Raw genomic sequence first — 20,838 nt, 5'->3', positions numbered from 1 at the left:
GGTCTGCCGTCATTACCAGCGCCCGGGCCAATGCCCGGGCGTTGTTGTTTCAGGGGTTGAGTCGCCAGTCTGGTTGCGCTTGTGCACCCGCGGCTGGGCGCCGTGACAGGCCGCGCAGGGCGCGGCGCAGGGACTCGCTGTGCCAGTCTCCGGCAGTGCCGTAACAGGCTGCCTGCAGCGCCCGCAGCGGTTCAGCCAGCTGACTGCGCAGGGTCGCCTGCTGCGCCTCGGGATAGCTTTCCAGCCAGTGCTGCAGCGCCTGTAGCACGGCCGTGGGCTTGCCGCTGCGCAGTTGCTGGTTGAGGACGCGGCGGCGCCACCAGCGGTGGCCGTATATCGAGCCGGCCAGGGCGTTGCCGAGTAGCAGCGCAGCCGCTGTCAGCAACGCCAGATGTTGCCAGCCGCTGACCTGGTGAACCGGCGTCGCGGTGACTCCGGCAACCTGCAGGCGCCGGGCCGGCAGGCTGACCTGCTGCAGCTGACCGCTGCGGGTGTCACGCCATTCCACGGTCAGCGCGGGGATCTCCAGTTCGCCGCTTTCCAGCAGCAGATACCGCACCTCCTCCTCGCGCACGAAGCGCTGGGCAATCCGTTCCATGTCCTGATTCAGCCGCGGTGGGTTGCGGTACAGGCGGGTGCCGGGCACCGCTGCCAGTGGCACCTCCGGGGGCAGCAGGTTGCCGGCGTCGTCCAGTTCCAGGCGCAGCCGGCGCAGCAGAATGTCGCCCACCTGCAGCTCGGCGCGGGCCGGCGAATAGCGCTCGCTCAGGCGCAGTTGCGGTGCCAGCGGCGCGCCCGCCTGGCCCTGGTTGGTACTAACGGTGAAACGCAGGGCTGGCACCTGCAGGGTTACCTCGCGCGGCTCGCGCTGCTCATCGGCGTAGCGCACGGTGATCTCGCTGGCCTGCAGCTGGTAGGTGCCGGGTGGCAGTGGCGCGAAGTGATAGGTGCGCTCGATACCGGCCCAGCTGCGGCCGTCGATCCGCGGGCTGAGGTTGCGGCTGGCCTCCGGGGTAGCCTGATTGCGCTCATCCAGTTGCAGGGCCGGAAACTGCGGCGCAGCGAGGAAATAGGTCGGCACCAGCAGTTGCAGTTGCAGCTCCAGTCGCTGGCCCTTGTGCAGGCCCTGTGTCGCGTTGCTTTCGAGCCGCAGCAACGGCTCGGCGGCGCCCGTGGGCAGGGCGAGCAACAGCAGCAGGGCAAGAAGCAGGCGGCGGCTCATGGCTGACCCTCTGCCGGGCCGAGCTGCATCAGCATGCGGCGTTTGAGATAGCCGGCCGGGCTGGCTTTGAGGTTATCCAGCCAAAGCTCGGTCTGCTGCTCGCGTTCCTGTTGCTCGGTGGCCGGGTTGCCGCGCCGGCGCTTGAGGTCTTCGCGGATTTCATCCGGGTCCATGTCGCCATCCTTGCCGTGCTGCTGGCGCTGCTGGGCAATCATCAGCAGCGCCCGCTGCAGGTTTTCCTGCGCCTCCAGCCAGTTTGGCCGTTGCGCCAGCGCCAGCTCATAGCGCTCGACCGCCTCGTCGTAACGCTGCTTGCAGCTCAAGGCATTGCCCTGGTTGTAGTAATCCTCGGCGCTGATGCCCTGCTCGAAGGCGGCCAGTGCGGCCTCGCAGTCGCCGGCCCGATACAGCGCAGCGCCCTGCCAGCGCGGGTCGCTGAACAGCTTGGCAGCCTCGGCGTACTCGCGCTGCTGATACAGGTGCATGGCCTGCTGCTGGTCGCTGCGCCACAGGCGCCAGAGCTCCAGCTCGGCCGCTTCACTGTGTGCGGGCATGAGCAGCGGCAGCAGGATCAGTGCCGGGGCGGCGCGGCGCAGGCGTAGCACCAGCAGCAGCGCCAGCGGCCAGAGCAGCCACCAGCCGCGGTCGTGCCAGCGGCTGTCGGGGTCGTCCTGACGGGCCAGTCGCTGGCTGGCATCGAGGGCGCGCAGCAGCAGCGGCAAGTCGCTGTCGTCGCTGCGCATGGCGACCAGCGGGCTGTCGAGCCGGCTGCTCAGCGCGTCAGCGTCGCCACCGGCCACCCACAGCAAGGTATGGCTGGCGGCCAGCGCGGCCTCGACACCGGGTTCGACGTCGGCGCTGACCAGCAGCCGCATGTAGGGTTGCTCGGCGCTGGCCTGCAGCGGATCCATGCGCTGCAGCACGGCTCCGGTGTTGCGCCCCAGCCGTGGCATTAGGTCGGTAGACAGGCTGTCGAGGTAGAGAGTGAACAGCGCCGCGTCGTCGGTCGGCGGCAGCAGCAGGTGGGCGCTGCCGGCGTAGGCCAGCAGCGCGTGGCGGGCGCCCGGGCGCTGGGCCAGCAGGTCGTGGATTTTCAGCTTGGCGCGCTCCAGTCGCGAGACGCCGCGCTCGCGCTGATCCATGTCGGCGCTGAGGTTGAGGGCGATCAGCAGCGGCGCCTGCCGTTCGGCAAACGGCGGTGCTTCGCGGTCCCAGGCCGGGCCGGCGGCGGCCACACAGGCCAGCAGCAGGATGCCGATCAGCGTCGCGTTGCCGCCGCTGTTGCGGCCGCCCGGCACCAGCAGGTGCGGCAGCAGCTGTGGCGCGATCAGCCGTTGCCAGCTGGCCCGCACGCTGTTGCGGCGCAGCCACCAGCCGAGCAGCAGCAACGGTGGCAGCGCGAGCAGCCAGAGTGGACGCAGGAAGTGCAGTGGCAGCCAGTCGATCATGCCTGCCCCCGGCGCGGCAGCGGCAAACTGAGCAGCAGGCGGATCAGCAGCAGGCCGATCATTGCCGCCAGCGGATAGTGGTACAGCGGCGTGCGCGGCTGAAACGCCAGACGTTGCTGCAGCTGCGGGGTCAACTGGTCGAGGGCATCGAATGCTGCTGCCAGTTCGATCTGGTTGCTGGCGTGCAGGTAGCGCCCGCCGGTGCTGTCGGCGATGCGCTGCAGCTGCTCGGCGTCGAGGCGCTGCTCGCCCTCGGCGTTCGGGTCGCCAAAGCCGATGGTGTGAATGACGATGCCCTGCTGTTGGGCGACCAGCGCGGCGTCGTCGGGCAGTTTGCGGCTGCTGGTGTCGCTGCCATCGCTGAGCAGGATCATCACCCGCTCCGGGCTCTGGCTTTGCTGGAACAGGCGAATGCCCAGACCGATGCTGTCGCCCAGCGCGGTGCGGGGGCCGGCAATCCCCGGCTGCAGCTCGGCCAACAGCTGGCGCAGGGTGGCGTGATCCTGGGTGAAGGTGGTCTGGGTGTAGGGCTGATCGCCGAATACCAGCAGGCCGAGGCGGTCGCTGGCGCGGCGCTGGATGAAATCGTCGACCACCTGCTGGACTGCCTGCAGGCGGGTGCGCTCGTCACCGGTGTCGGTGTTGGCCATCGACAGCGAGGCGTCGACCGCCAGCAGCAGATCGCGCAGCGGCTGCTGTTTGACCAAGGGCGGCTCCAATCGGCTAGGCGCGACCAAGGCGACAACCAGCAGGCACCAGGCCAGCGCTTCGAGCAGGGTTGCCAGCCAGCTGGCGCTGCTGCCGGCGGCGTTGGCCGGGGTCAGCCCCAGTGGGCCGGCCAACTGGTGAAAGAACGGCAGCCGCAGCGCGTCCTGCCGTTGCCGGGTGCCGGGCAGCCAGCGCTGCAGCAGCCAGGGCAGCGGCAGGAGCAACAGCAGCCAGGGCAGCTCAAGGACGTACATGGTGCTCAATCCAGTCGCGGCTGCGCGCAAACAGCTTGGCGCGGGTTGGTTCATCCAGACTGGCGCAACGCTCGGCCGGCCAGTACGCCAGCGTGCTCAGTTCTTTTGGCAGCGGGCTGTCGCTCTGCTGCTCCAGCCGCTGCAGCCAGGCGTCGCCGTGCAGACTGGCAACCTGTTCCCGCGGCCAGATCTGCAGCGCGGTGTGGCGCAGCAGGTGAGGCAACTGCTGGAGTTGGTCGGGCTGTTGTCGGCAGGCGTGTTGCAGTCGCTCCAGTTGTTGCAGGGCGCGGCGCCGGTAGGCGTTCTGGCGGTATTGCTGCCAGCGGCGCAGCAGCAGCCAGAGCGCGGCGAGCACCAGCATCAGCAGCAGGACGCTGGCGGCGGGCGCCGGTGGCCAGGGTGAGATCAGCGGCGGCAGCGCGATGTCGTGCAGCGGTGGAATCACCTGATCAGCCACGGTCGCCTCCGAGCAAGGCGCGCAGCTGGTCGGCCGCGGGTTCGGCGGCGGACAGCGGCAGTACCGGAATGCCCAGCCCGGCCGGCCAGTCGAGAATCTGCTGCTGGCGCTGCTGATGCAGGCGTTGCAGGGTCTGGCGCAGGCTGCCGCTGTCGAGGTTCAGGCGCATCTGCAGGTCGCCGTCGCTGGCCAGCAGCTCGCCGCCGCTCGGCAGGTCGATCAGCAGCGGGTCCTGGGTCCAGCACAGCAGCAGGTCGTTGTGTCGCCGCAGTGCCGCCAGCAGGTCGTGGGTTTCGGCGTTCAGGCCGTTGAAGTCGCTGATCAGGATCAGCAGGTGATCCTTGCTCGCCAGCTTGCGCGCGCGGTGCAGGGCGGCGTTCAGCCCGCTCGGGTTGTCGCCGCGGTGGCGGGCGTGCAGTTGCTGGTTGAATTCGCATAGGCGGCCGAGCAGATGCAGAAACGCACGGTTGCCGCGCGCCGGGCGCAGCGCCTCGAGGGTCTCGTCGTTGAACAGCAGCGCGCCGACCCGGTCGTGGCGCTCCAGCGCGGCCCAGCCGAACAGCGCCGCGGCTTCGGCGGCGAGCACCGATTTGGTGGTGCGCCGGCTGCCGAAGAACTGGTTCATGCGCTGGTCGATCAGCAGCAACACCGGCTGATCGCGCTCCTCGCTGTACAGCCGCAGGAACGGCCGCCGCAGCCGCGCGGTAACCTTCCAGTCGATCAGTCGGGCATCGTCGCCGGGCCAGTACGGGCGCAGCTCCTCGAACGACAGGCCGCGTCCGCGCAGCCGGGTTTCGTGGCGCCCGGCCAGGGCGCTGGCGGCGACCAGCCGGGCGTGCAGCGGCAGCCCGCGCGCCTGTTCACGCAGGGCGCTGAGCTGGTCGAGATCGACGTAGGCGGCCGACGACGGCTGCATGGTCAGGCGACAGCCACCAGCTGCAGCAGCCGCTGCAGAAGGCTGTCGGCGGTCAGCCCGCTGGCCTGAGCCCGATAGGACAGCATCAGGCGGTGACGCAGCACCGGCAGCACCGCCTGTTGCACGTCCTCGGGCAGCACAAAGTCGCCGCCGCGCAGCCAGGCACGGGCCCGGGCCACCCGGTCCAGCGCGATGGCGCCGCGCGGGCTGGCACCGACCTCGACCTGTCCGGCCAGCGCCGGATCAAAGCGTTCGGGCTGACGGGTGGCGCGCACCAGATCGACGATGTACTGCTCTATGGCCGGGCTGACGTGAATACGGTCAACCTCGTGGCGGGCTGCCAGCACCGTGGCCTGCGCCATCTTCGGCAGCTCGGCGGCGTTACCGCGGTCGTGTTCGCCGCGCACCAGTTGCAGCATCGCCAGCTCGGACTGCTCATCCGGGTAGTCGACGGTCAGGTGCATGAGGAAGCGGTCTAGCTGGGCCTCGGGCAGCGGGTAGGTGCCTTCCTGCTCGATCGGGTTCTGCGTGGCCATCACCAGAAACAGCTCCGGCAGCGGATGGCGCTGACCGGCGACCGTGACCTGACGCTCCTCCATCGCTTCGAGCAGCGCGGACTGAACCTTGGCCGGAGCGCGGTTGATCTCGTCGGCGAGGACCAGATTGGCAAACAGCGGGCCCGGGCGGAACGCCAGATGGCCCTGCCCCAGCTCACCGAGATATTGCTCGGCACCGGTGATGTCGGAGGGCAGCAGATCGGGAGTGAACTGCAGGCGGACGAAGTCGGCTTCGAGCGAGCGGCCGAGTTGCTTGATGGCGCGGGTTTTGGCCAGGCCCGGCAGACCTTCGACCAGCAGGTGACCGTCAGCCAGCAGCGCCAGCTGCAGCCCTTCGATCAACGCCTGCTGGCCCAGAATACCGTGAGCCAGTTGCACGCCAAGTTGTTGGAATTGTTCTAGGTTGTCCATCCAGGACTCCAGGGTGCATGTCTCTCACGATCCTAGAGTGCTGAATAAAATGTTGCATGGCTTTTTATGACAATCTGCTGTCTGCGATTGCCAGCGGCACAGGTGAGCGCGCCCTCAGTAACCGGCCTGGATGACCTCAATGCCCTTGTTCAGCACCTCGCGCCAGGCGTGGCGGGTTTCCATGCTGGCTTGTTTGTCGTGCTGCTCAACCGTGTTGATCAGGGCATCGACCCAGTAGTTGTAGAGGTGCGGCTGGATATTGAGGTTTTCGCGTGAGTGCGACTTGGCCAGCGCCTGCAGCTTGGTTGGCGGCAGGCCGCGGGAGAACAGCACCAGATTGAGAATGCCCTGACGCAGCAACAGCTTCTGGGCCGGCATATCGGTGTTGGTGAACTTGGCGCGGACTTCCGGCGAGCTCTGCAGGAACTGCTGGTAGAAGTCATCAAAAAAAGTGGCCGAGGCACAGCAGCGGCCGTAGCTCTGCATGACGATGTCAGGGGCTTTCATGGGGATCCTTCGGGAGCGGCGGATGGACGCGGGGGCGCGAGTCTAGCAGATTCTGCGCGTTTGCTCGCTGCTGGCGTTTTGCCCTCGCGCCGCTCTGCGACGCGGGTTGCAGCCTGGTTTCTGGCCCCCGCTGCGCAGCTGAAATGTCAATACGCCTATAGTTGGAAACGCGCCATCTGACGGCTCAGGTTGGCCGGGTTAGTGCCTGACGGTCGGCCCGCCAGCGTGCGCACCGCGTCGACGACCATGGTAAAACCGCGGCTTGAGTCCCCTGCCCGCCCCGGGCTCAGCCGAGCCGGCCATCAGTCTTTCCAGAAGTCTTCGTGGACGCGGATGGATTCGTCTTCCAGCAGTGGGCCGACGACCTCGACGCTGCGCTGACCGGACTCGAACACGGTGCGGCAGGGCAGATCCAGCGTGGGGTTTTCCGGGTGGTTGCCGGTCATGTCCTTGAGGCGCTTTTCGCTGGCACCGTAGACCACCCGGCCCACGCCGGCCCAGTACACCGCACCGGCGCACATGGCGCAGGGCTCGGCGCTGGTGTACATGGTGCAGCCGGCCAGCACGTCCTGGCTGAAGGTGGTGTTGGCGCGGGTCATCAGCACGCGCTCGGCGTGGCCGGTCATGTCGTGATCAGGCAGAAAGGCGTTCAGCTGTTCCATCAGCACGGTGCCCTCGGCATCGACCAGAATCGCCGCAAAGGGATGGATGCCCTGCTTTCCGGCTTCTTCGGCCAGCCGGAAGCTTTCGCGCAGAAAGTGGATATCGCGTTCGGTATGACTCACGGGGTGTCCTTACTTGTATCTTGAAGACCGGCGGCGCAGACACCGCCGGCTGTTGTCACTTCTTCTTCGGCAGACTCCAGGCGAAGAAGATCTGTTGGGTCCATTGCACCGACTTGAACAGCAGCAGGCTTACAATGGCGAGGAAGAACAGACCGGCGAAGGCCTGCGGAATCTTGAAGAATGAGGTCGAGAACTGGATGAAGTAGCCCAGCCCTTCTTCGGCGGCGACAAACTCCGCCACCACCGCACCGATGATCGCCAGGGTGATCGCTACCTTGAGGCCGCTGAAGATGTGCGGGATCGCGTAGGGAATGCGGATCTGCCAGGTCTCGCGGCGGGTCGGTGCGTCGAGCGAGCGGCTCAGTTCGATCAGCTCGGCCGGCGTCTCGTTGATCCCGGTCGCGGTCGAGACCACCAGCGGGAAGAAGGTCAGCAGGCAGGTTATCAGCACCCGCGACGGATCATCCGAGCCCATCATGACGATGATCAGCGGGGCTACCGCCACCACCGGGGTGGACTGCACCACTACGAGCATCGGGTACAGGGTGCGCGAGAGAAACTCCGAGCGCATCATCGCGATTGCCAGCGGAATGCTGATCACGATCGATAGGGCAAAGCCCATCAGCGCCACCCGCAGGGTCGCCCACAGGTGCATCATCCAGCGGCTGAACTCGACGTCGAAGAACGCCTTGGCGATCTCGGTCGGCGCCGGCAGCACGTAGGTCGGCAGTTCAAACACGCGGCAGACCAGCTCCCACAGCACGATCAGGCCGACAAAGAACAGCCATGGCGACAGGTTCAACAGCAGCGCGCGACGCGCGGCGGCGTCAGTGGGCTTCTGGCTCATAGATATGCTTCCTTATGCGGTCAGTCAGCTCACTGAAACGGGGCAACTTGATGGTGTCCGAACTGCGTGGGCGGGGCAGATCGACGTCGATCAGGTCCAGTACGCTGCCCGGGCGCTTGCTCATCACCAGCACACGGTCGGCGAGCAGCACGGCCTCGGAGATCGAGTGGGTGATAAACAGTACGGTTTTCGGATTTTCGTCCCATATTTTCAGCAGGTCGAAGCCGATCTGCTCACGGGTCATCGCATCCAGTGCCGAGAACGGTTCGTCCATCAGCAGAATATCGGGGTTGAGCAGCAGGGCGCGGACGATGCCGACCCGCTGCTGCATGCCACCGGACAGCTCGTCCGGCATCTTCTCGGCAAAGGCCTCCAGACCGGCCATTGCCAGCAACTCGCTGGCGCGCTTCTCATCCTGTGGCGAGTAACGGCCAAATTTATGCTTGAGCGGGAACAGCACATTCTTGCGAACAGTCAGCCACGGCAGCAGGGTCGGCTTCTGAAACACGATGCCAACGTCGTCACGGGGGCCGTTTACCTGCTTGCCGAAGACGCTGACTGTGCCTTCGCTGGGAACCAGCAGGCCCGAAACCATGCGCAGCAAGGTGGACTTGCCGCAGCCGGATGGGCCTACGACCGCCACGAACTCGTGGCGGTTGATGTCGAGGTCGATGTTTTGCACCGCCATCGGACTGCCGGGCGTCGGGTCATAGCGATGACCGACCCCTGACATCCGCACGAAAGCGCGTTCGCTAGTGTGCTCCATGATTACTCCGCTGCCGGCATGAAGTCGCGGTTGACGATGGTTTCCGGATCCAGTGAGTCAACGCTCAGCTCGTTGGCCTTGGCGACCCACTCCCAGGTGCTGGCGATGCGCTCGGGGGTCATGGTGCCCAGACCGTCAGCCTCGGTGATCTCGTTGAAGGTCAGCGGCTTGGAGTCGCCGATCTGCGCGGTGGCAACCGCGGTGTCCACTTCCGGCACCATGGTGTGCAGGTCGGCCGCAGCCAGTTCCGGATGCTCATAGGTGAAGCGCAGGGACTTGTCATAGGCACGCAGGAAGCGCTTGGCCACATCCGGACGCTCGCTGAGGAACTTGTCGGCCGCGACCAGCGCGGAGCTGTACAGCGACAGACCGGCGTCGGACCAGCGGATCACGTTGATCTCCTTGCCGGCGGCCGCTGCCTGCTGCTGGAACAGCGCGATGTTGGTCACCCAGGCGATGATGGCGTCGGTGTTGCCGGTGACCAGCATCGGGCCGAGGGCGCCCGGGTCGGACTTGGTCAGGCTGACTGCGTCGGCCGGCATGTCGTTGGCTTCCAGTACCAGCGGCAGGAAGGCGTTGGAGGAGGTGAACGGCGAGGTCGCGACCTTCTTGCCGGCGATATCGGTAAAGCTGTTGATGCCGCTGTCGGACAGCGAGAAGAAGGCGTGCGGGCCCTGGTTGAAGAGCATGTAGACGGCGCTGACCGGCACGGTGTCCTGCGCGCGGGCGGCCATCAGCGCGCCGATGTCGGCACTGCCGATGTCAGCCTGGCCGGTGGCGATCTTGGTAATCGCGTCGGTGGATCCGCGGCCGCTGGCAACGGTAACGTCCAGCCCTTCGTCAGCGAAGAAGCCCTGCTGGATGCCAGCGTACACCGGGGCCTTGTCGCCGCCGGGCAGCCAGTCCAGTTGATAGGTAACCTTGTCGGCCGCAGCGGCGAACCCGCTTGCGGACATGGCGATGACCATCGCCAGAACGCCGGACGCTTTTTTCAACATGAGTCGATCTCCAGTGTGATGTGCTTGGCTTTCTTATCCTGACCAGTTGGGCAGGTTTTGTTTTGATTCAGCAATATGCGGGCCAGTTTTGCAAAATGCCTCGGATTGGCTGCAGGCCGCGTCACTCAAGGCCTGGCGCAGGCGCGGAAAAGTACGCAAGCGGCGCACCTGATTTCCTGACCAGGGCGCCGCGCGTTTTTGGTGCGGAGTGAACCAGAGTCGTGCGTTGATTCAGCTGGCTGGCGGGCTTTCCAGCGCCACGCGGCGGTTGCGCAGGGCCTGGCGACGGTCAGCCAGACCGACCACCAGAATGCCGAGGGCGATCAGGAAAAAGCCGCCCAGATCACTCGGGGTCGGGGTTTCCTGCAGGAACCACGCCGCCGACAGCATGCCGACTGCCGGTACGGCGGCCGAGCTGAGCGACAGGCTGACCGCCGGCAGTGAGCGGATTGCCACCACCTGCGCGGCGACGCAAATGCCGGAGGCAATCACCCCGCTGAATACCAGCTTCCAGGCAAAGTCCGGGTCCCAGTTGATCTGACTCGGGCTTTCTACCAGCAACGCCAGCGGCAGCAACGCGGCGACCGAGGTCAGCAGCTGCCACGGGATCAGCGACAGCACGTCGCCCTGCCAGTGGTGTCGGCGTACGTGAATCAGTCCGGCAGTCCAGAGGATGGTGCCGAGCATGATCAGTCCGCCGCCGATGAATACGTCGTGGTTGCTCCAGTCGATACTTAGCGGATTGAACACCGTCAGCAGACCGGCCAGCCCGAGGCCAACGCCGATGGCGCGTGGCAGGGTAAATCGCTCGCCGAGAAACAGCGCTGCTGCCGGCACCACCCAGATCGGTGTGGTGTAGGCCAGAATCGCCGCTCGCCCCGCCGGTAGATACTGCACGCCGAGGGTGACCAGGGTGATGAAGGCCATGTTCTGCAGCACGCCGACCGACAGCAGCACCGGCAGGTCGCCGTGCCGTGGCACCCGCAGCGCGCCGAGCAATCCGGCGATGATAAACATCGCCAGCGTACCCAGCGCCATGCGCATGCAGGTGAACAGCATGGGCGGGCTGTTGGCCAGCCCGAGCTTGAGGATCGGGAAGTTCAGCCCCCAGCCGAGGGCGTTGAAACACAACAGCAGATAGCCCAGGCCGAAGGCGTAGCTGTGACCGCCGGACTGGCCGGCGGTCGTGCTGTGGGCCACCTCAGTGCTCCACTTCGAGGGCGCTTTCGTGCCAATTGCGCAGGGCGCGGTCGGACAGCCAGACCATCAGGGCGAACAGCGCGATACCGGTCAGGGTGATCAGCAGCAGCGCGGCAAACATCCGCGGGATCTGCAGGTTGTAGCCCGATTGCAGGATCATGTACGCCAAACCGGCCTTGGCCCCGCCGGTGCCGGCGACAAACTCGGCGACTACCGCACCGATCAGCGCCAGACCCGAGCTGATGCGCAGGCCGCCGAAGAAGTACGGCAGTGCGCCCGGAATGCGCAGACGGGTCAGCTCCTGCCAGCGGCTGGTGCGGTACATGCGGAACATGCTGAGCAGGTTCGGATCGACACTGCGCAGACCCAGCGTGGTGTTGGAGATGATCGGGAAGATCGCGATGATCACCGCGCAGACGGTCAGCGCCCAGGTGGTGTCATCGACCCAGATGATGATCAGCGGTGCAATCGCGACCACCGGGGTCACCTGCATCAGCACCGCGTAAGGGAACAGGCTCAGCTCGATCCACTTGCTCTGCACGAACAGCAGCGAGGCGGCCACGCCCAGTACCACGGCAATCGCGAACGCCAGGAAGGTGACCTTGAGTGTGGTGTACAGCGCGCCCAGCAGCGGCTTCCAGTCGCTGATCAGGGCTTTGAAGATCTCGCTCGGTCCGGGGAGGATGTACTTGGGCATCTCCATTGCCTGCACGGCAATTTCCCAGAACAGCAGAAACAGCAGGCCGACAGCCAACGGAGCGGCGATCTTGACGAAGTTTTCGTTTTGGATCAGCGGCGTGCTCATGCCTTGACCTCCTGTGGCTGGCCCATGGCGCTGGCGCGCTCCAGTGCCTGCGACACCTGACGGCAGTAGCCGGCAAATTCGGTCGAGACGCGGAAGTCGGCGCTGCGCGGGAAGGGTTGATCGATGCTGATGTCGTCGACGATGCGGCCGGGGCGCGCGGCCATCACCACCACGCGGCTGGACAGGTAGACGGCCTCGTAGACACTGTGGGTAACAAACACGATGGTCCAGCCGTTCTTCTGCCACAGCTTGAGCACGTCGTCGTTGAGTTTGTTGCGGGTCATTTCATCGAGCGCGCCGAAGGGTTCATCCATCAGCAGCAGATTCGGCTCGGTGACCATGGCGCGGGCAATCGAGGCACGCATCTGCATGCCGCCGGACAGCTCGCGCGGGAAAGCGTTGTCGAAGCCCTTGAGGCCGACCATATCGAGCGCGTCGTCGATCTTGCGCTCAACGTCTGCACCGTTCTGATGCTCCAGATCCAGCGGCAGGCGCACGTTCTTGCGTACCCGAGCCCAGGGCATCAGGGTGGCGTTCTGAAATACGAAGGCCAGCTTGCGGCCCTTGTCACCAACCACGTCGTAGCCCTGTTCCCAGAACTTCACGGTGCCGGTGGTAACGTCACCAAGGCCGGCCATGATCCGCAGCAGGGTGCTCTTGCCGCAGCCGGATGGGCCGAGCAGGCTGACGAATTCACCCTGACGCACGGTCAGGTCGGCGCCCTTGAGCGCAATGGTGCCGTTGGAGTAAATCTTGTTGACGCCTTCCACCTGTAGCACCGGACGTGCCGCAGTGCTGCTGTCATTATTGGTATCGGTATCGATGACCGGGTCCGTTTCCGGGCCGGCTTTGATGGGCGTCACTTTCGAGGATGTCATGCGGGGTCTCCCGTGGGCAGCCCGCATGCGGGCCGCCAGCTGGTCAGTGAATCAGGGCAGAACGGGTTCGGCGGGCAGATAATCCAGGCTGTAGACATCCTTGATGTCCAGGCTGGCATCAACCAGGCCGGCTTCGAGCATGAACGCGTGGATCTTGGCCCAGCGTTCGTCGGTCATCACGCCGATGCCCTGGGTAGCCGCATCACCACCGGTCACCAGGCCGTATTCCTGCATCTTGGCGATGCCGTAGGCGATCTGCTCGTCGGTCATTTCCGGGTTGGCTTCCTGGATCAGCGCGTTGCCCGGTGCCGGGTCCTTGAAGTAGCTGGCCCAGCCTTCCATGCTCGCCTGTACGAAGCGGCGCACCAGATCCGGGTTCTTCTCCAGCAGCTGGTCAGTGGTTTCGATGGTGGTGGCGTAGGCCGGGTAGCCGTAGTCAGCCAGCAGGAACACAGACGGCTTCACGCCAGCCTTTTCCATTGCGAACGGCTCGGACGACAGGTAGCCCTGCTGCACGATGTTGGTGTCAGCCAGGAACGGCGCGACGCTGAAGGTGTACGGACGGATCATGTCATCGGTGTAGCCGTACTTGGACTTCAGCCAGGGCCAGAAGGTGGTGTTGGCAAATGCCGCGATGTAGACCGGCATGTTGCGTTCCTTGATCTGCTCCAGCGAGGTCACATCCGGATGCGCAATCAGCGCCTGCGGGTCACCCTGGAATGCAGCCGCTACGGTCTTGACCGGCATACCTTCCATCACCGCCTTGACGTTGCCGATCGGGTAACCCATCGAGAAGTCGCGCTTGCCTGAAACCAGCAGCTGCATGCCGTTAACCTGCGGGCCGCCCATCTCGATCGAGACGTCCAGGCCATATTTTTCATATAGTCCGGTTGCCTTGGCCTGATAGAATCCACCGTGCTCGGCCTGGGCGTACCAGTTGGTGCCGAAGACCACGTGTTCCAGCTCGGCGGCCATCAGTGGTGCGGACAGGCTGCTGGCAAGCACTGCGCCGGCCATGCCGAGCAGTGCAGACGACTTCAGGTTCTTGCGGGGGTGGCGCATTGTGTTGCTCCTTGCTTCAGTGATAGCTGACCAGTTATTCAACATTTGCTCTCCAGCAAGCGCCGTGCCATATGTGCCAAACGCCCTGTTTTCCATTTCCTGATCAGTTGGTCAGCAAAATCGTGCACCGGATTGCGCCGCCCTAGTGCCTCCTTGCACCGCGACGGCCCAATTTTTCTCAGTGACTCACTCCTGCAGCCAGATCGACCGACGCCGGTTCGGGCGTTACCTGCGCCGCCAGCCGCGCGACCCGGGCACCGAGCGCGCGGGCAATCGCCTTCTCGCCTTCATCCACACCCAAGGTACCGTTGAACCCGGTCACCGCCGACGCGCCGTAGGGCGAGCCACCGCTGCGGGTGTGCACCAGCTCCGGCACGCTGTGCGGCACACCGGCGAGAATCATGCCGTGCTGCAGGAACGGCAGCAGCAGCGAAATCAGCGTCATTTCATTACCCGAGTGCATGCCCCCGGTAGAGGTGAAGGCCGCGCCGACCTTGCCGATCAGCGCGCCCTGGCGCCACAGCGGCGCGACGTCGTCGATAAAGGCACGCAGCGGCGTGCTCATCAGGCCGTAGCGGGTCGGTGAACCCCAGATGATGCCGGTCGCCCACTCCAGATCGGCCATGCCGGCTTGCGGCAGCTCGCGGTACTCGGCCTGGGCGGCAATAAAATCGGCGCGTTCGGGGTCGACGCTGAACTCCGGTTCGGACAATGCAACGCGACAAAGACGCACGTCGGCCCCCTCGCTGGCGGCACCCGCGGCGATGGCTTTGGCCAGGGTCAGGGTGGTGCCGTAACGGGAGTCGACAACGATGGTGATACGCGATGGGGTCATGAATGGGTGCTCCTTGGCTTAGTTGAACAAATCGCTTCAGCGGCTGGCATGCAATATGAATACCTGACCAGATGGACAACTTGGTTTTCTATTCCCGGGAGAACGGCATGACAGAGCAAAACGGATCAACGGCAGCCAACCTGCCGGTGATCGACATCAGCCCGATGCAGACAGGCGACGAACAACCCAAGGCTGCGATGGCCGCCGCCCTGCGCGACGCCTGTGAGCACAGCGGCTTCTTCTACGTCAGTGGTCACGGCATCGACAGCGCGCTGATCGAGCAGGTATTCAGTGCCTCTAAGCAGTTCTTTGATCTGCCGATGGCCGATAAGCTGCGGGTCGACAAGGCCCAGTCCAAGGCCAACCGCGGTTACGAGCCACTGCGCGGGCAGACGCTGGAAGCCGGTGCGCCGCCGGATCTGAAGGAAGGGTTTTACATCGGCGAAGAGGTCGCCGCCGATGATGTGCGCGCGCTGACCCGCTTCAACATGGGCCCCAATCAGTGGCCGCGGGGCGTTGCCGATTTCCGTCCGGCAATGGAACAGTATTACGCCGCAATGACTGAACTCAGCGCGCAGATCATGGCCGCATTGGCGCTGTCGCTGAGCCTGCCGGAAGACTTCTTCGCCGACTTCTGCCAACAGCCGCTGTGCACCCTGCGCCTGCTGCACTACCCACCCCAACCCGCCCAGCCGCAGCCCGGTGAAAAGGGCTGCGGTGCACACACCGACTTTGGCGGCATCACCGTGCTGCTGCTCGACGACAAGCCCGGCCTGCAGGTTTGGGACGCGGCGGGTGAGCGCTGGATCGACGCCAACCCGATCCCCGGCACCTTCGTGGTCAATCTCGGCGACATGATTGCCCGTTGGACCAACGACCGCTACCGCTCGACCCTGCACCGGGTGGTCAATACCTCTGGCGCCGAGCGCTACTCGGTGCCGTTCTTCTACAGCGGCAACCCTGATCACGAGGTGCGCTGCCTGCCGGTCTGCCTGCAGCCGGGCGATGCGCCGCGTTACCCGGTGACCACGGTCGAGGCGCATCTGCAGGAGATGTACCGGAGGACCTATGCCTGAGCCGATGAACAAACCGACCTTCGTGCTGATCCACGGCGCCTGGGCCGGTAGCTGGGTGTGGGATTCGCTGAAACCCGAACTGGAAGCCGCCGGCCACCGGGTGCTGGCGCTGGACACGCCGGGCAACCCGCAGCACCCCGCAGTGCCCGAAGCGATCAGCATGGCCGGCTGCATGGCGCATATCGCCGTTGCCTGCGCCGAGGTTGAAGGCCCGCTGCTGCTGGTCGGCCATTCCGGCGGTGGCGTGATCGCCACCCAGGCCGCCGAACTGCTTGCCGAGCGGGTGGCCGGCGTGGCTTATCTGGCCGGCATGATGCTGCCCTCGGGGCTGGGCTTTGCCGAGCTGACCACCGAGCTGATGCAGAGCCATCCGGAGGCTGCCGGTATCTGGCCTTATCTGCGCTGGGCAGAGGATCGTCAGTCGTCCGAGGTGCCGCCGGAAGCGGTGTGCGAAATCTTCCTGCAGGATCTGCCCCGTGAGCAGGCGATGGCAGCGGCGCAGCGTTTTTGCAGCCAGCCTGAAGGCACTCGTGCGTTGGTCGCCGAATGGACGCCGGAGCGCTTTGGTCGTTTGCCGCGGCTATATGTGGAAGCCACAGAAGACCGTTCCGTGGTGCTGGCCGCGCAGCGCAAGATGCAGGCGCTGGTGCCGGGTGCGCAGGTGGTCAGTCTGGCCTGTGGGCATGTACCGCAGGTGGTGCAGACCGCGGCGGTTGCCGAGGCCCTGCTGGCGTTCGCCAGCTGAAAAAGAACGGGAGCCGCTCGCGGCTCCCGTTGTGACTTACTCCGCGCCGTACATCGCTTTCACGAAGGTCAGGTCAAACGCCTTCTGCCAGTCCAGATCGGCAGGCAGGGTGCCGGCCTTAACCATGTCGTCGAAGAAGCCCTGCCAGCGGGCGGTGGTCATGATGCCGTACTGACCCTCCGCCGCATCACCTGACAGCAGAATGCCCTGCTCCTGCAATTTGGCGCTGCTGTAGGCCAGCAGGTCGTCGGCCATTTCCGGGTTGGCTTGCTTGATCAATGCGTTGGCCGGGGCCGGATCGGCGAAGTAGGCGGCCCAGCCTTCGGCGGTGGCTTCAACCATGGCTTTCACCACGTCCGGGTGCTTCTCTAGCATCTCGGCGGTGGTGTCCAGCGTGCAGGAGTAGGCGTTCCAGCCGTAGTCGGCCAGCAGCAGGCTCTTGGCCTGAACGTTTTCCTTTGCCAGGAAGTAACCGTCGTTGGTCACATAACCCTGCTGGATCGCTTCCTGATCGGCGATGAACGGGCCGAAGCTGTAGTCATAGGGACGCAGTTGCTCATCGGAGAAACCGTACTGCGCCTTCATCCACGGCCAGTAGGCAACGCGGCCCGCGGTGGGGATGCGGATGCCCTTGCCTTTCAGGTCTTCCAGACTGTCGTTGCCGACGCCCTCATGCACGACCAGGGACTGCGGGTCTTTCTGGAACCAGGCCGCCACGGTAACCAGCGGAATGTCTTCCTTCACCGCGTTCAGCGATTGCAACGCATAGCCCATGCTGAAATCGGTCTTGCCGCCCATCAGCAGCTGCACGTTGTTGACCTGCGGGCCACCCATGTCGATGGTCACGTCCAGACCGTGCTTCTCGTAGATGCCAGCGGCCTTGGCGGCGTACAGCCCGCCGTGTTCGGCCTGCGCGTACCAGGTGGTGGTGACAGTGACCGGAATCAGGTCGGCGGCGCTGGTGGTGGCAGCGCTAAAGCCCAGTGCGAGCGCCAGGCCAGTCAGTTTCAGTGACTTCAATTGCATGGTTACAGCTCCTTGGTGTGAATTCAGTAGGTGGCTTGCAGGCGCTCAAGCAGATGATCGCCAGCGGAAATCGGGGCGTAGCGCGCGGGGTTGTCGGCGCTCGCGCAGGTGTCGATACAGGCGATCTCGGCATCCTTGTTGGGATGGCAGAAAAAGGCGATGGAGTAGCGGTCGCGGTGCAGGGCCTGCGGCGGCACGTTGACCCGGTGCGGGGTCGAGCAGAACACGTGGTTGGTCCAGCGGTGCATTAGGTCGCCGGTGTTAACCACCACGGTGCCCGGAATCGGCGTGGCGGCAACCCATTCACCGGCGCGGGTGCGCACTTCCAGCCCGCCGGCGTCGTCCTGAAACAACAGAGTGATGCTGCCGTAATCGGTGTGCGCCCCGGCGCGGTTTTCCCCATCCTGCGGAGTAAAGCCCTCTGGCAGCGGCGGGTAGTGCAGCAGCCGCAGGGTGTGGTGATGTCGGTTGTGGGCGGTAACGAAGAAGTCGTCCGGCTGTGCCAGCGCCACGGCAAAGGCTTCCAGCACGCGGTCGGCGGTGGCGATGCAGGCAGCGAGAAAGTCTTCCATCTGCGGGCGGAAGGCGGGTAGAACCGCCGGCCACAGATTGGGCGCACTGCTGGCGCTTTCCGGCGCCAGGTTAAACGCTTCCTTGAGGTCGCCGGGTTTGCTCGGGTCGAGCCGCTCGCGGCGCACACCCACGTAGCCGCGGTTGCTCTCGGCGTTCTGCCAGGCAATGGCCTGCTTGTCGTCGTCGGGCAAGGCGAAAAACGCCTTGGAGGCAGCAAAGGCGTCGGCCAGCTGCTCGGCAGGCATGCCGCAGCCAGACAGGTAGAAAAAGCCCCAATCGCTGCTGGCTTGGCGCATCTGCCGGGCTACCTTGGCGCGGGCGGCAGCGTCGCCGTCGATGAAGGGGGAAAAGTCGATTACCGGTATTGAGTTCATCGTTATCAGTGTCTCCTGATGCGGGTACATGCACCGCCGCCAAGCGGCGGTGGATTAATGCGACCTGCGGTTTAGTCCTCGAACCCGTGTTCAGGACGACACGACTCATAACCTGACCAGTCACGCAAGAATTGAAAAAGCAAGGGCTGTGCCAAGCGCTCTGGCACGCTGATAAGTGCGCGATTACGCGCCAGAACAGCCGGTTAATGCACTGATGCTGTGCTGAAATGAGGGCTATGGCACCCAATCTGCGCGGTTTTACAGCGGCCCCGGATTTGCATGTCGCGCGGTATGAGAAATTTCTGTCCTGCTGGTCAACATAACGAAATATCGAGGAATCGCATGTCACCCACCCTGCTGCTCAAGAACGCGCTGGTCATCGCCACTATGGATGACGAACAACGTGAAATCGCCAACGGCTCCGTGTTCATTCGCGGCAACCGCGTCGAAGCGGTCGGCCCCGCCGGTGAGCTGCCAGACACCGCTGATAAGGTCATCGACATGACCGGCCACGTGCTGATTCCGGGCCTGATCAACACCCACCATCACATGTTCCAGTCCCTCACCCGCGCCCTGCCCGCGGCGCAGGATGCCGAGCTGTTCGACTGGCTGACCGCGCTGTTCCCGGTCTGGCAGAACATCACCCCGGCTATGCAGCGCGCCGCTACCCGCACCGCGATGGCCGAGCTGATGCTGTCGGGCTGCACCACCGCCGCCGACCACGCCTACCTCTACGTCAACGGCACCCGGCTGGATGACAGCGTGCAGGCCGCGCAGGAGATGGGCATGCGCTTTCACGCCGTACGCGGCGCCATGAGTCTGGGCCAGAGCAAGGGTGGGCTGCCGCCGGATGCACTGGTCGAGCAGGATGAAGACGCGATCCTCACCGAGATGCGCCGGGTGGTGGAAGAGCTGCACGATGCCACGCCCGACGCCATGATCAAGGTCGCCCTCGGCCCCTGCTCGCCCTTTACCGTGACCACCGACCTGATGCGCGAAGGCGCTGCTTTGGCGCGCTCCTACGGCGTTGGCCTGCACACCCACACCGCCGAAAACGCCAAGGACCTCGCCTTCAGCAAGGAGCGCTACGGCATGACCCCGACTGAATACACCGAGTCGGTCGGCTGGGTCGGCCACGACGTCTGGCACGCCCACTGCGTGCATCTGGATGACCCGGGCATCGCCCTGTTCGCCCGCACCGGCACCGGCGTCGCTCACTGCCCGTGCTCCAATATGCGTCTGGCCTCCGGCATCGCGCCGATCCGCAAGATGCGCGACGCTGGCGTAAAGGTTGGCCTGGGCGTGGACGGCAGCGCCTCCAACGACACCAACAACCTGCTCGACGAAGCCCGCCAGGCTATGCTCTCCGCCCGCGTACGGGATGAAAACCCGACCGCCATGAGCGCCCGCGAAGCCCTCTACATCGCCACCCGAGGCGGCGCCGACGTGCTCGGCCGCAGCGATGTGCTGGGCCGCATCCAGCCCGGCTACTGCGCCGACATCATCGCCTTCCGCACCGACGACATCGCCCTAGCAGGCGCCCTCATCGACCCCATCGCCGCCCTCGTCTTCTGCACCCCGCAACGCGTCGGCCACAGCATCATCAATGGCCGACAGGTGATTGAAGACGGCGTGCTGCTGACGCGGGAATTGCCGCTGATCATTGAAGAGCACAATGCGTTGGCGAGGGAGTTGGTGTTGGGGAAATAAACGCTGCGCGGGGGCTATTGTGCGCACCCGCGTGACCTGCTGATCGTTCCCACGCTCTGCGTGGGCATGTATGCCTGGACGCTCTGAGTCTGGTATTCGTGCTTTCACGCGCGGCTGTGCTGATTCTTCACGTCACTCTTTCGCCTTCACGGCGAGCAGGGGGAAATGCATGGCCATTTCCCCCTGCACCCCCTAGGCCACCCCGGCTACGCGGCCCTTCGGGTTCGCTGCGTTGCTCGATTTATCGGGGAGCCACAAAACTCGGGGCTGCGCCCCTCAGACATCCTGTGGCTCTTTTTCCCGATAAATCTGCGCTACTCGCCCGCGTAAACGGGGACCCGGGTCGGTGCATTGGTCAAGGATTTTGGCGGCAAGGCACAGATTGGGCGCCAATCCTTCTTGTGCTGTTTTCGCATTAACGCCGTGCTCTGGAGCAGATCGGAGCGTAGCGTGGGTTTATCCCCACCAGCACTTTAGGTATTTTCTGAACGCTTTATCATCGAAGAGATATATCTATTTCTGAGCTGGCGGGCTCTTGTGGAGTTAACGGCTTCCGTGGCGGCCAATTTATATTCTTCAGGGATGTTTTCTTCAAACTGCTCAAGTTCAATCTTTAGTCTGTCAGTGAATCGTACCGGGTTTTATGGAGGCCATTTCGTTTAAGTCAGGCCGCCATGG

21 protein-coding genes are annotated in these 20,838 nt (G+C 64.8%); 3 read left to right on the top strand and 18 right to left on the bottom strand.

Going from position 1 to position 20,838, the window contains the following annotated elements; translation table 11 throughout:
• Positions 1-49 precede the first annotated feature (49 nt).
• The 16 genes from AAFM31_RS04295 to wrbA all read right to left on the bottom strand — a co-directional run bounded on the left by AAFM31_RS04295 (position 50) and on the right by wrbA (position 14,656).
• Positions 50-1,222, bottom strand: coding sequence for a hypothetical protein (locus AAFM31_RS04295; protein WP_341706676.1), 1,173 nt, complete (start codon positions 1,220-1,222; stop codon positions 50-52).
• On the bottom strand, positions 1,219-2,670 hold the full coding sequence (locus tag AAFM31_RS04290) for a VWA domain-containing protein (protein ID WP_341706675.1): 1,452 nt from the start codon (positions 2,668-2,670) through the stop codon (positions 1,219-1,221). The genes AAFM31_RS04295 and AAFM31_RS04290 overlap by 4 nt, the downstream gene beginning before the upstream one ends.
• Positions 2,667-3,632, bottom strand: coding sequence for a VWA domain-containing protein (locus tag AAFM31_RS04285; protein WP_341706674.1), 966 nt, complete (start codon positions 3,630-3,632; stop codon positions 2,667-2,669). The genes AAFM31_RS04290 and AAFM31_RS04285 overlap by 4 nt, the downstream gene beginning before the upstream one ends.
• Entirely contained in the window at positions 3,619-4,089 is a 471-nt protein-coding gene (locus tag AAFM31_RS04280; RefSeq protein WP_341706673.1) for a DUF4381 domain-containing protein, read from the bottom strand. The genes AAFM31_RS04285 and AAFM31_RS04280 overlap by 14 nt, the downstream gene beginning before the upstream one ends.
• On the bottom strand, positions 4,082-5,005 hold the full coding sequence (locus tag AAFM31_RS04275) for a DUF58 domain-containing protein (RefSeq protein ID WP_341706672.1): 924 nt from the start codon (positions 5,003-5,005) through the stop codon (positions 4,082-4,084). The genes AAFM31_RS04280 and AAFM31_RS04275 overlap by 8 nt, the downstream gene beginning before the upstream one ends.
• Positions 5,006-5,007: 2 nt before the next feature.
• Positions 5,008-5,973 carry a MoxR family ATPase gene (locus tag AAFM31_RS04270; RefSeq protein WP_341706671.1) on the bottom strand — a complete coding sequence of 322 codons (966 nt, stop codon included), beginning with the start codon at positions 5,971-5,973 and terminating at the stop codon, positions 5,008-5,010.
• 114 nt (positions 5,974-6,087) lie between these two features.
• A complete protein-coding gene (locus AAFM31_RS04265; RefSeq protein ID WP_341706670.1) occupies positions 6,088-6,480 on the bottom strand; it encodes a globin in 393 nt (130 codons plus the stop codon).
• Positions 6,481-6,782: 302 nt separating this feature from the next.
• Entirely contained in the window at positions 6,783-7,265 is a 483-nt protein-coding gene (locus tag AAFM31_RS04260; RefSeq protein ID WP_341706669.1) for a nucleoside deaminase, read from the bottom strand.
• Between the two features lie 55 nt (positions 7,266-7,320).
• Positions 7,321-8,112, bottom strand: a complete 792-nt coding sequence (locus tag AAFM31_RS04255; protein ID WP_341706668.1) for an ABC transporter permease — start codon at positions 8,110-8,112, stop codon at positions 7,321-7,323.
• Entirely contained in the window at positions 8,093-8,878 is a 786-nt protein-coding gene (locus tag AAFM31_RS04250) for an ABC transporter ATP-binding protein (RefSeq protein WP_371833011.1), read from the bottom strand. Before AAFM31_RS04250 ends, AAFM31_RS04255 begins: the two co-directional genes overlap by 20 nt.
• A gap of 2 nt (positions 8,879-8,880) precedes the next feature.
• Positions 8,881-9,876, bottom strand: a complete 996-nt coding sequence (locus AAFM31_RS04245; protein ID WP_341706667.1) for an ABC transporter substrate-binding protein — start codon at positions 9,874-9,876, stop codon at positions 8,881-8,883.
• A 231-nt stretch (positions 9,877-10,107) separates the two neighbouring features.
• Positions 10,108-11,076 carry a DMT family transporter gene (locus AAFM31_RS04240; RefSeq protein ID WP_341706666.1) on the bottom strand — a complete coding sequence of 323 codons (969 nt, stop codon included), beginning with the start codon at positions 11,074-11,076 and terminating at the stop codon, positions 10,108-10,110.
• Position 11,077: 1 nt separating this feature from the next.
• Entirely contained in the window at positions 11,078-11,881 is an 804-nt protein-coding gene (locus AAFM31_RS04235; RefSeq protein ID WP_341706665.1) for an ABC transporter permease, read from the bottom strand.
• Complete coding sequence (locus tag AAFM31_RS04230) at positions 11,878-12,759, bottom strand: ABC transporter ATP-binding protein (protein WP_341706664.1); 882 nt, start codon at positions 12,757-12,759, stop codon at positions 11,878-11,880. The genes AAFM31_RS04235 and AAFM31_RS04230 overlap by 4 nt, the downstream gene beginning before the upstream one ends.
• A gap of 51 nt (positions 12,760-12,810) precedes the next feature.
• Complete coding sequence (locus AAFM31_RS04225) at positions 12,811-13,821, bottom strand: ABC transporter substrate-binding protein (protein ID WP_341706663.1); 1,011 nt, start codon at positions 13,819-13,821, stop codon at positions 12,811-12,813.
• Positions 13,822-13,999: 178 nt separating this feature from the next.
• A complete protein-coding gene (gene wrbA / locus AAFM31_RS04220; RefSeq protein WP_341706662.1) occupies positions 14,000-14,656 on the bottom strand; it encodes an NAD(P)H:quinone oxidoreductase in 657 nt (218 codons plus the stop codon).
• Between the two features lie 107 nt (positions 14,657-14,763).
• Here wrbA and AAFM31_RS04215 point away from each other — a divergent pair, with 107 nt between their 5' ends.
• A complete protein-coding gene (locus AAFM31_RS04215) occupies positions 14,764-15,732 on the top strand; it encodes a 2-oxoglutarate and iron-dependent oxygenase domain-containing protein (protein WP_341706661.1) in 969 nt (322 codons plus the stop codon).
• On the top strand, positions 15,725-16,477 hold the full coding sequence (locus AAFM31_RS04210) for an alpha/beta fold hydrolase (RefSeq protein WP_341706660.1): 753 nt from the start codon (positions 15,725-15,727) through the stop codon (positions 16,475-16,477). The genes AAFM31_RS04215 and AAFM31_RS04210 overlap by 8 nt, the downstream gene beginning before the upstream one ends.
• Before the next feature lie 36 nt (positions 16,478-16,513).
• Here AAFM31_RS04210 and AAFM31_RS04205 read toward each other — a convergent pair whose 3' ends face one another.
• Positions 16,514-17,503 (bottom strand): ABC transporter substrate-binding protein, encoded by a 990-nt coding sequence (locus AAFM31_RS04205; protein ID WP_341706659.1) that lies wholly within the window; start codon positions 17,501-17,503, stop codon positions 16,514-16,516.
• 23 nt (positions 17,504-17,526) lie between these two features.
• Complete coding sequence (locus AAFM31_RS04200; protein ID WP_341706658.1) at positions 17,527-18,450, bottom strand: 2-oxoglutarate and iron-dependent oxygenase domain-containing protein; 924 nt, start codon at positions 18,448-18,450, stop codon at positions 17,527-17,529.
• Between the two features lie 342 nt (positions 18,451-18,792).
• Here AAFM31_RS04200 and AAFM31_RS04195 point away from each other — a divergent pair, with 342 nt between their 5' ends.
• Positions 18,793-20,160: an 8-oxoguanine deaminase gene (locus tag AAFM31_RS04195; protein ID WP_341706657.1), complete on the top strand. Its 1,368-nt coding sequence runs from the start codon at positions 18,793-18,795 to the stop codon at positions 20,158-20,160.
• Positions 20,161-20,838: the final 678 nt, after the last annotated feature.

Source organism: Halopseudomonas sp. (genome assembly GCF_038130085.1).
In the GTDB taxonomy this organism is placed as follows: Bacteria; Pseudomonadota; Gammaproteobacteria; order Pseudomonadales; family Pseudomonadaceae; genus Halopseudomonas.
This window is presented reverse-complemented; position numbering and strand designations above follow the sequence as displayed.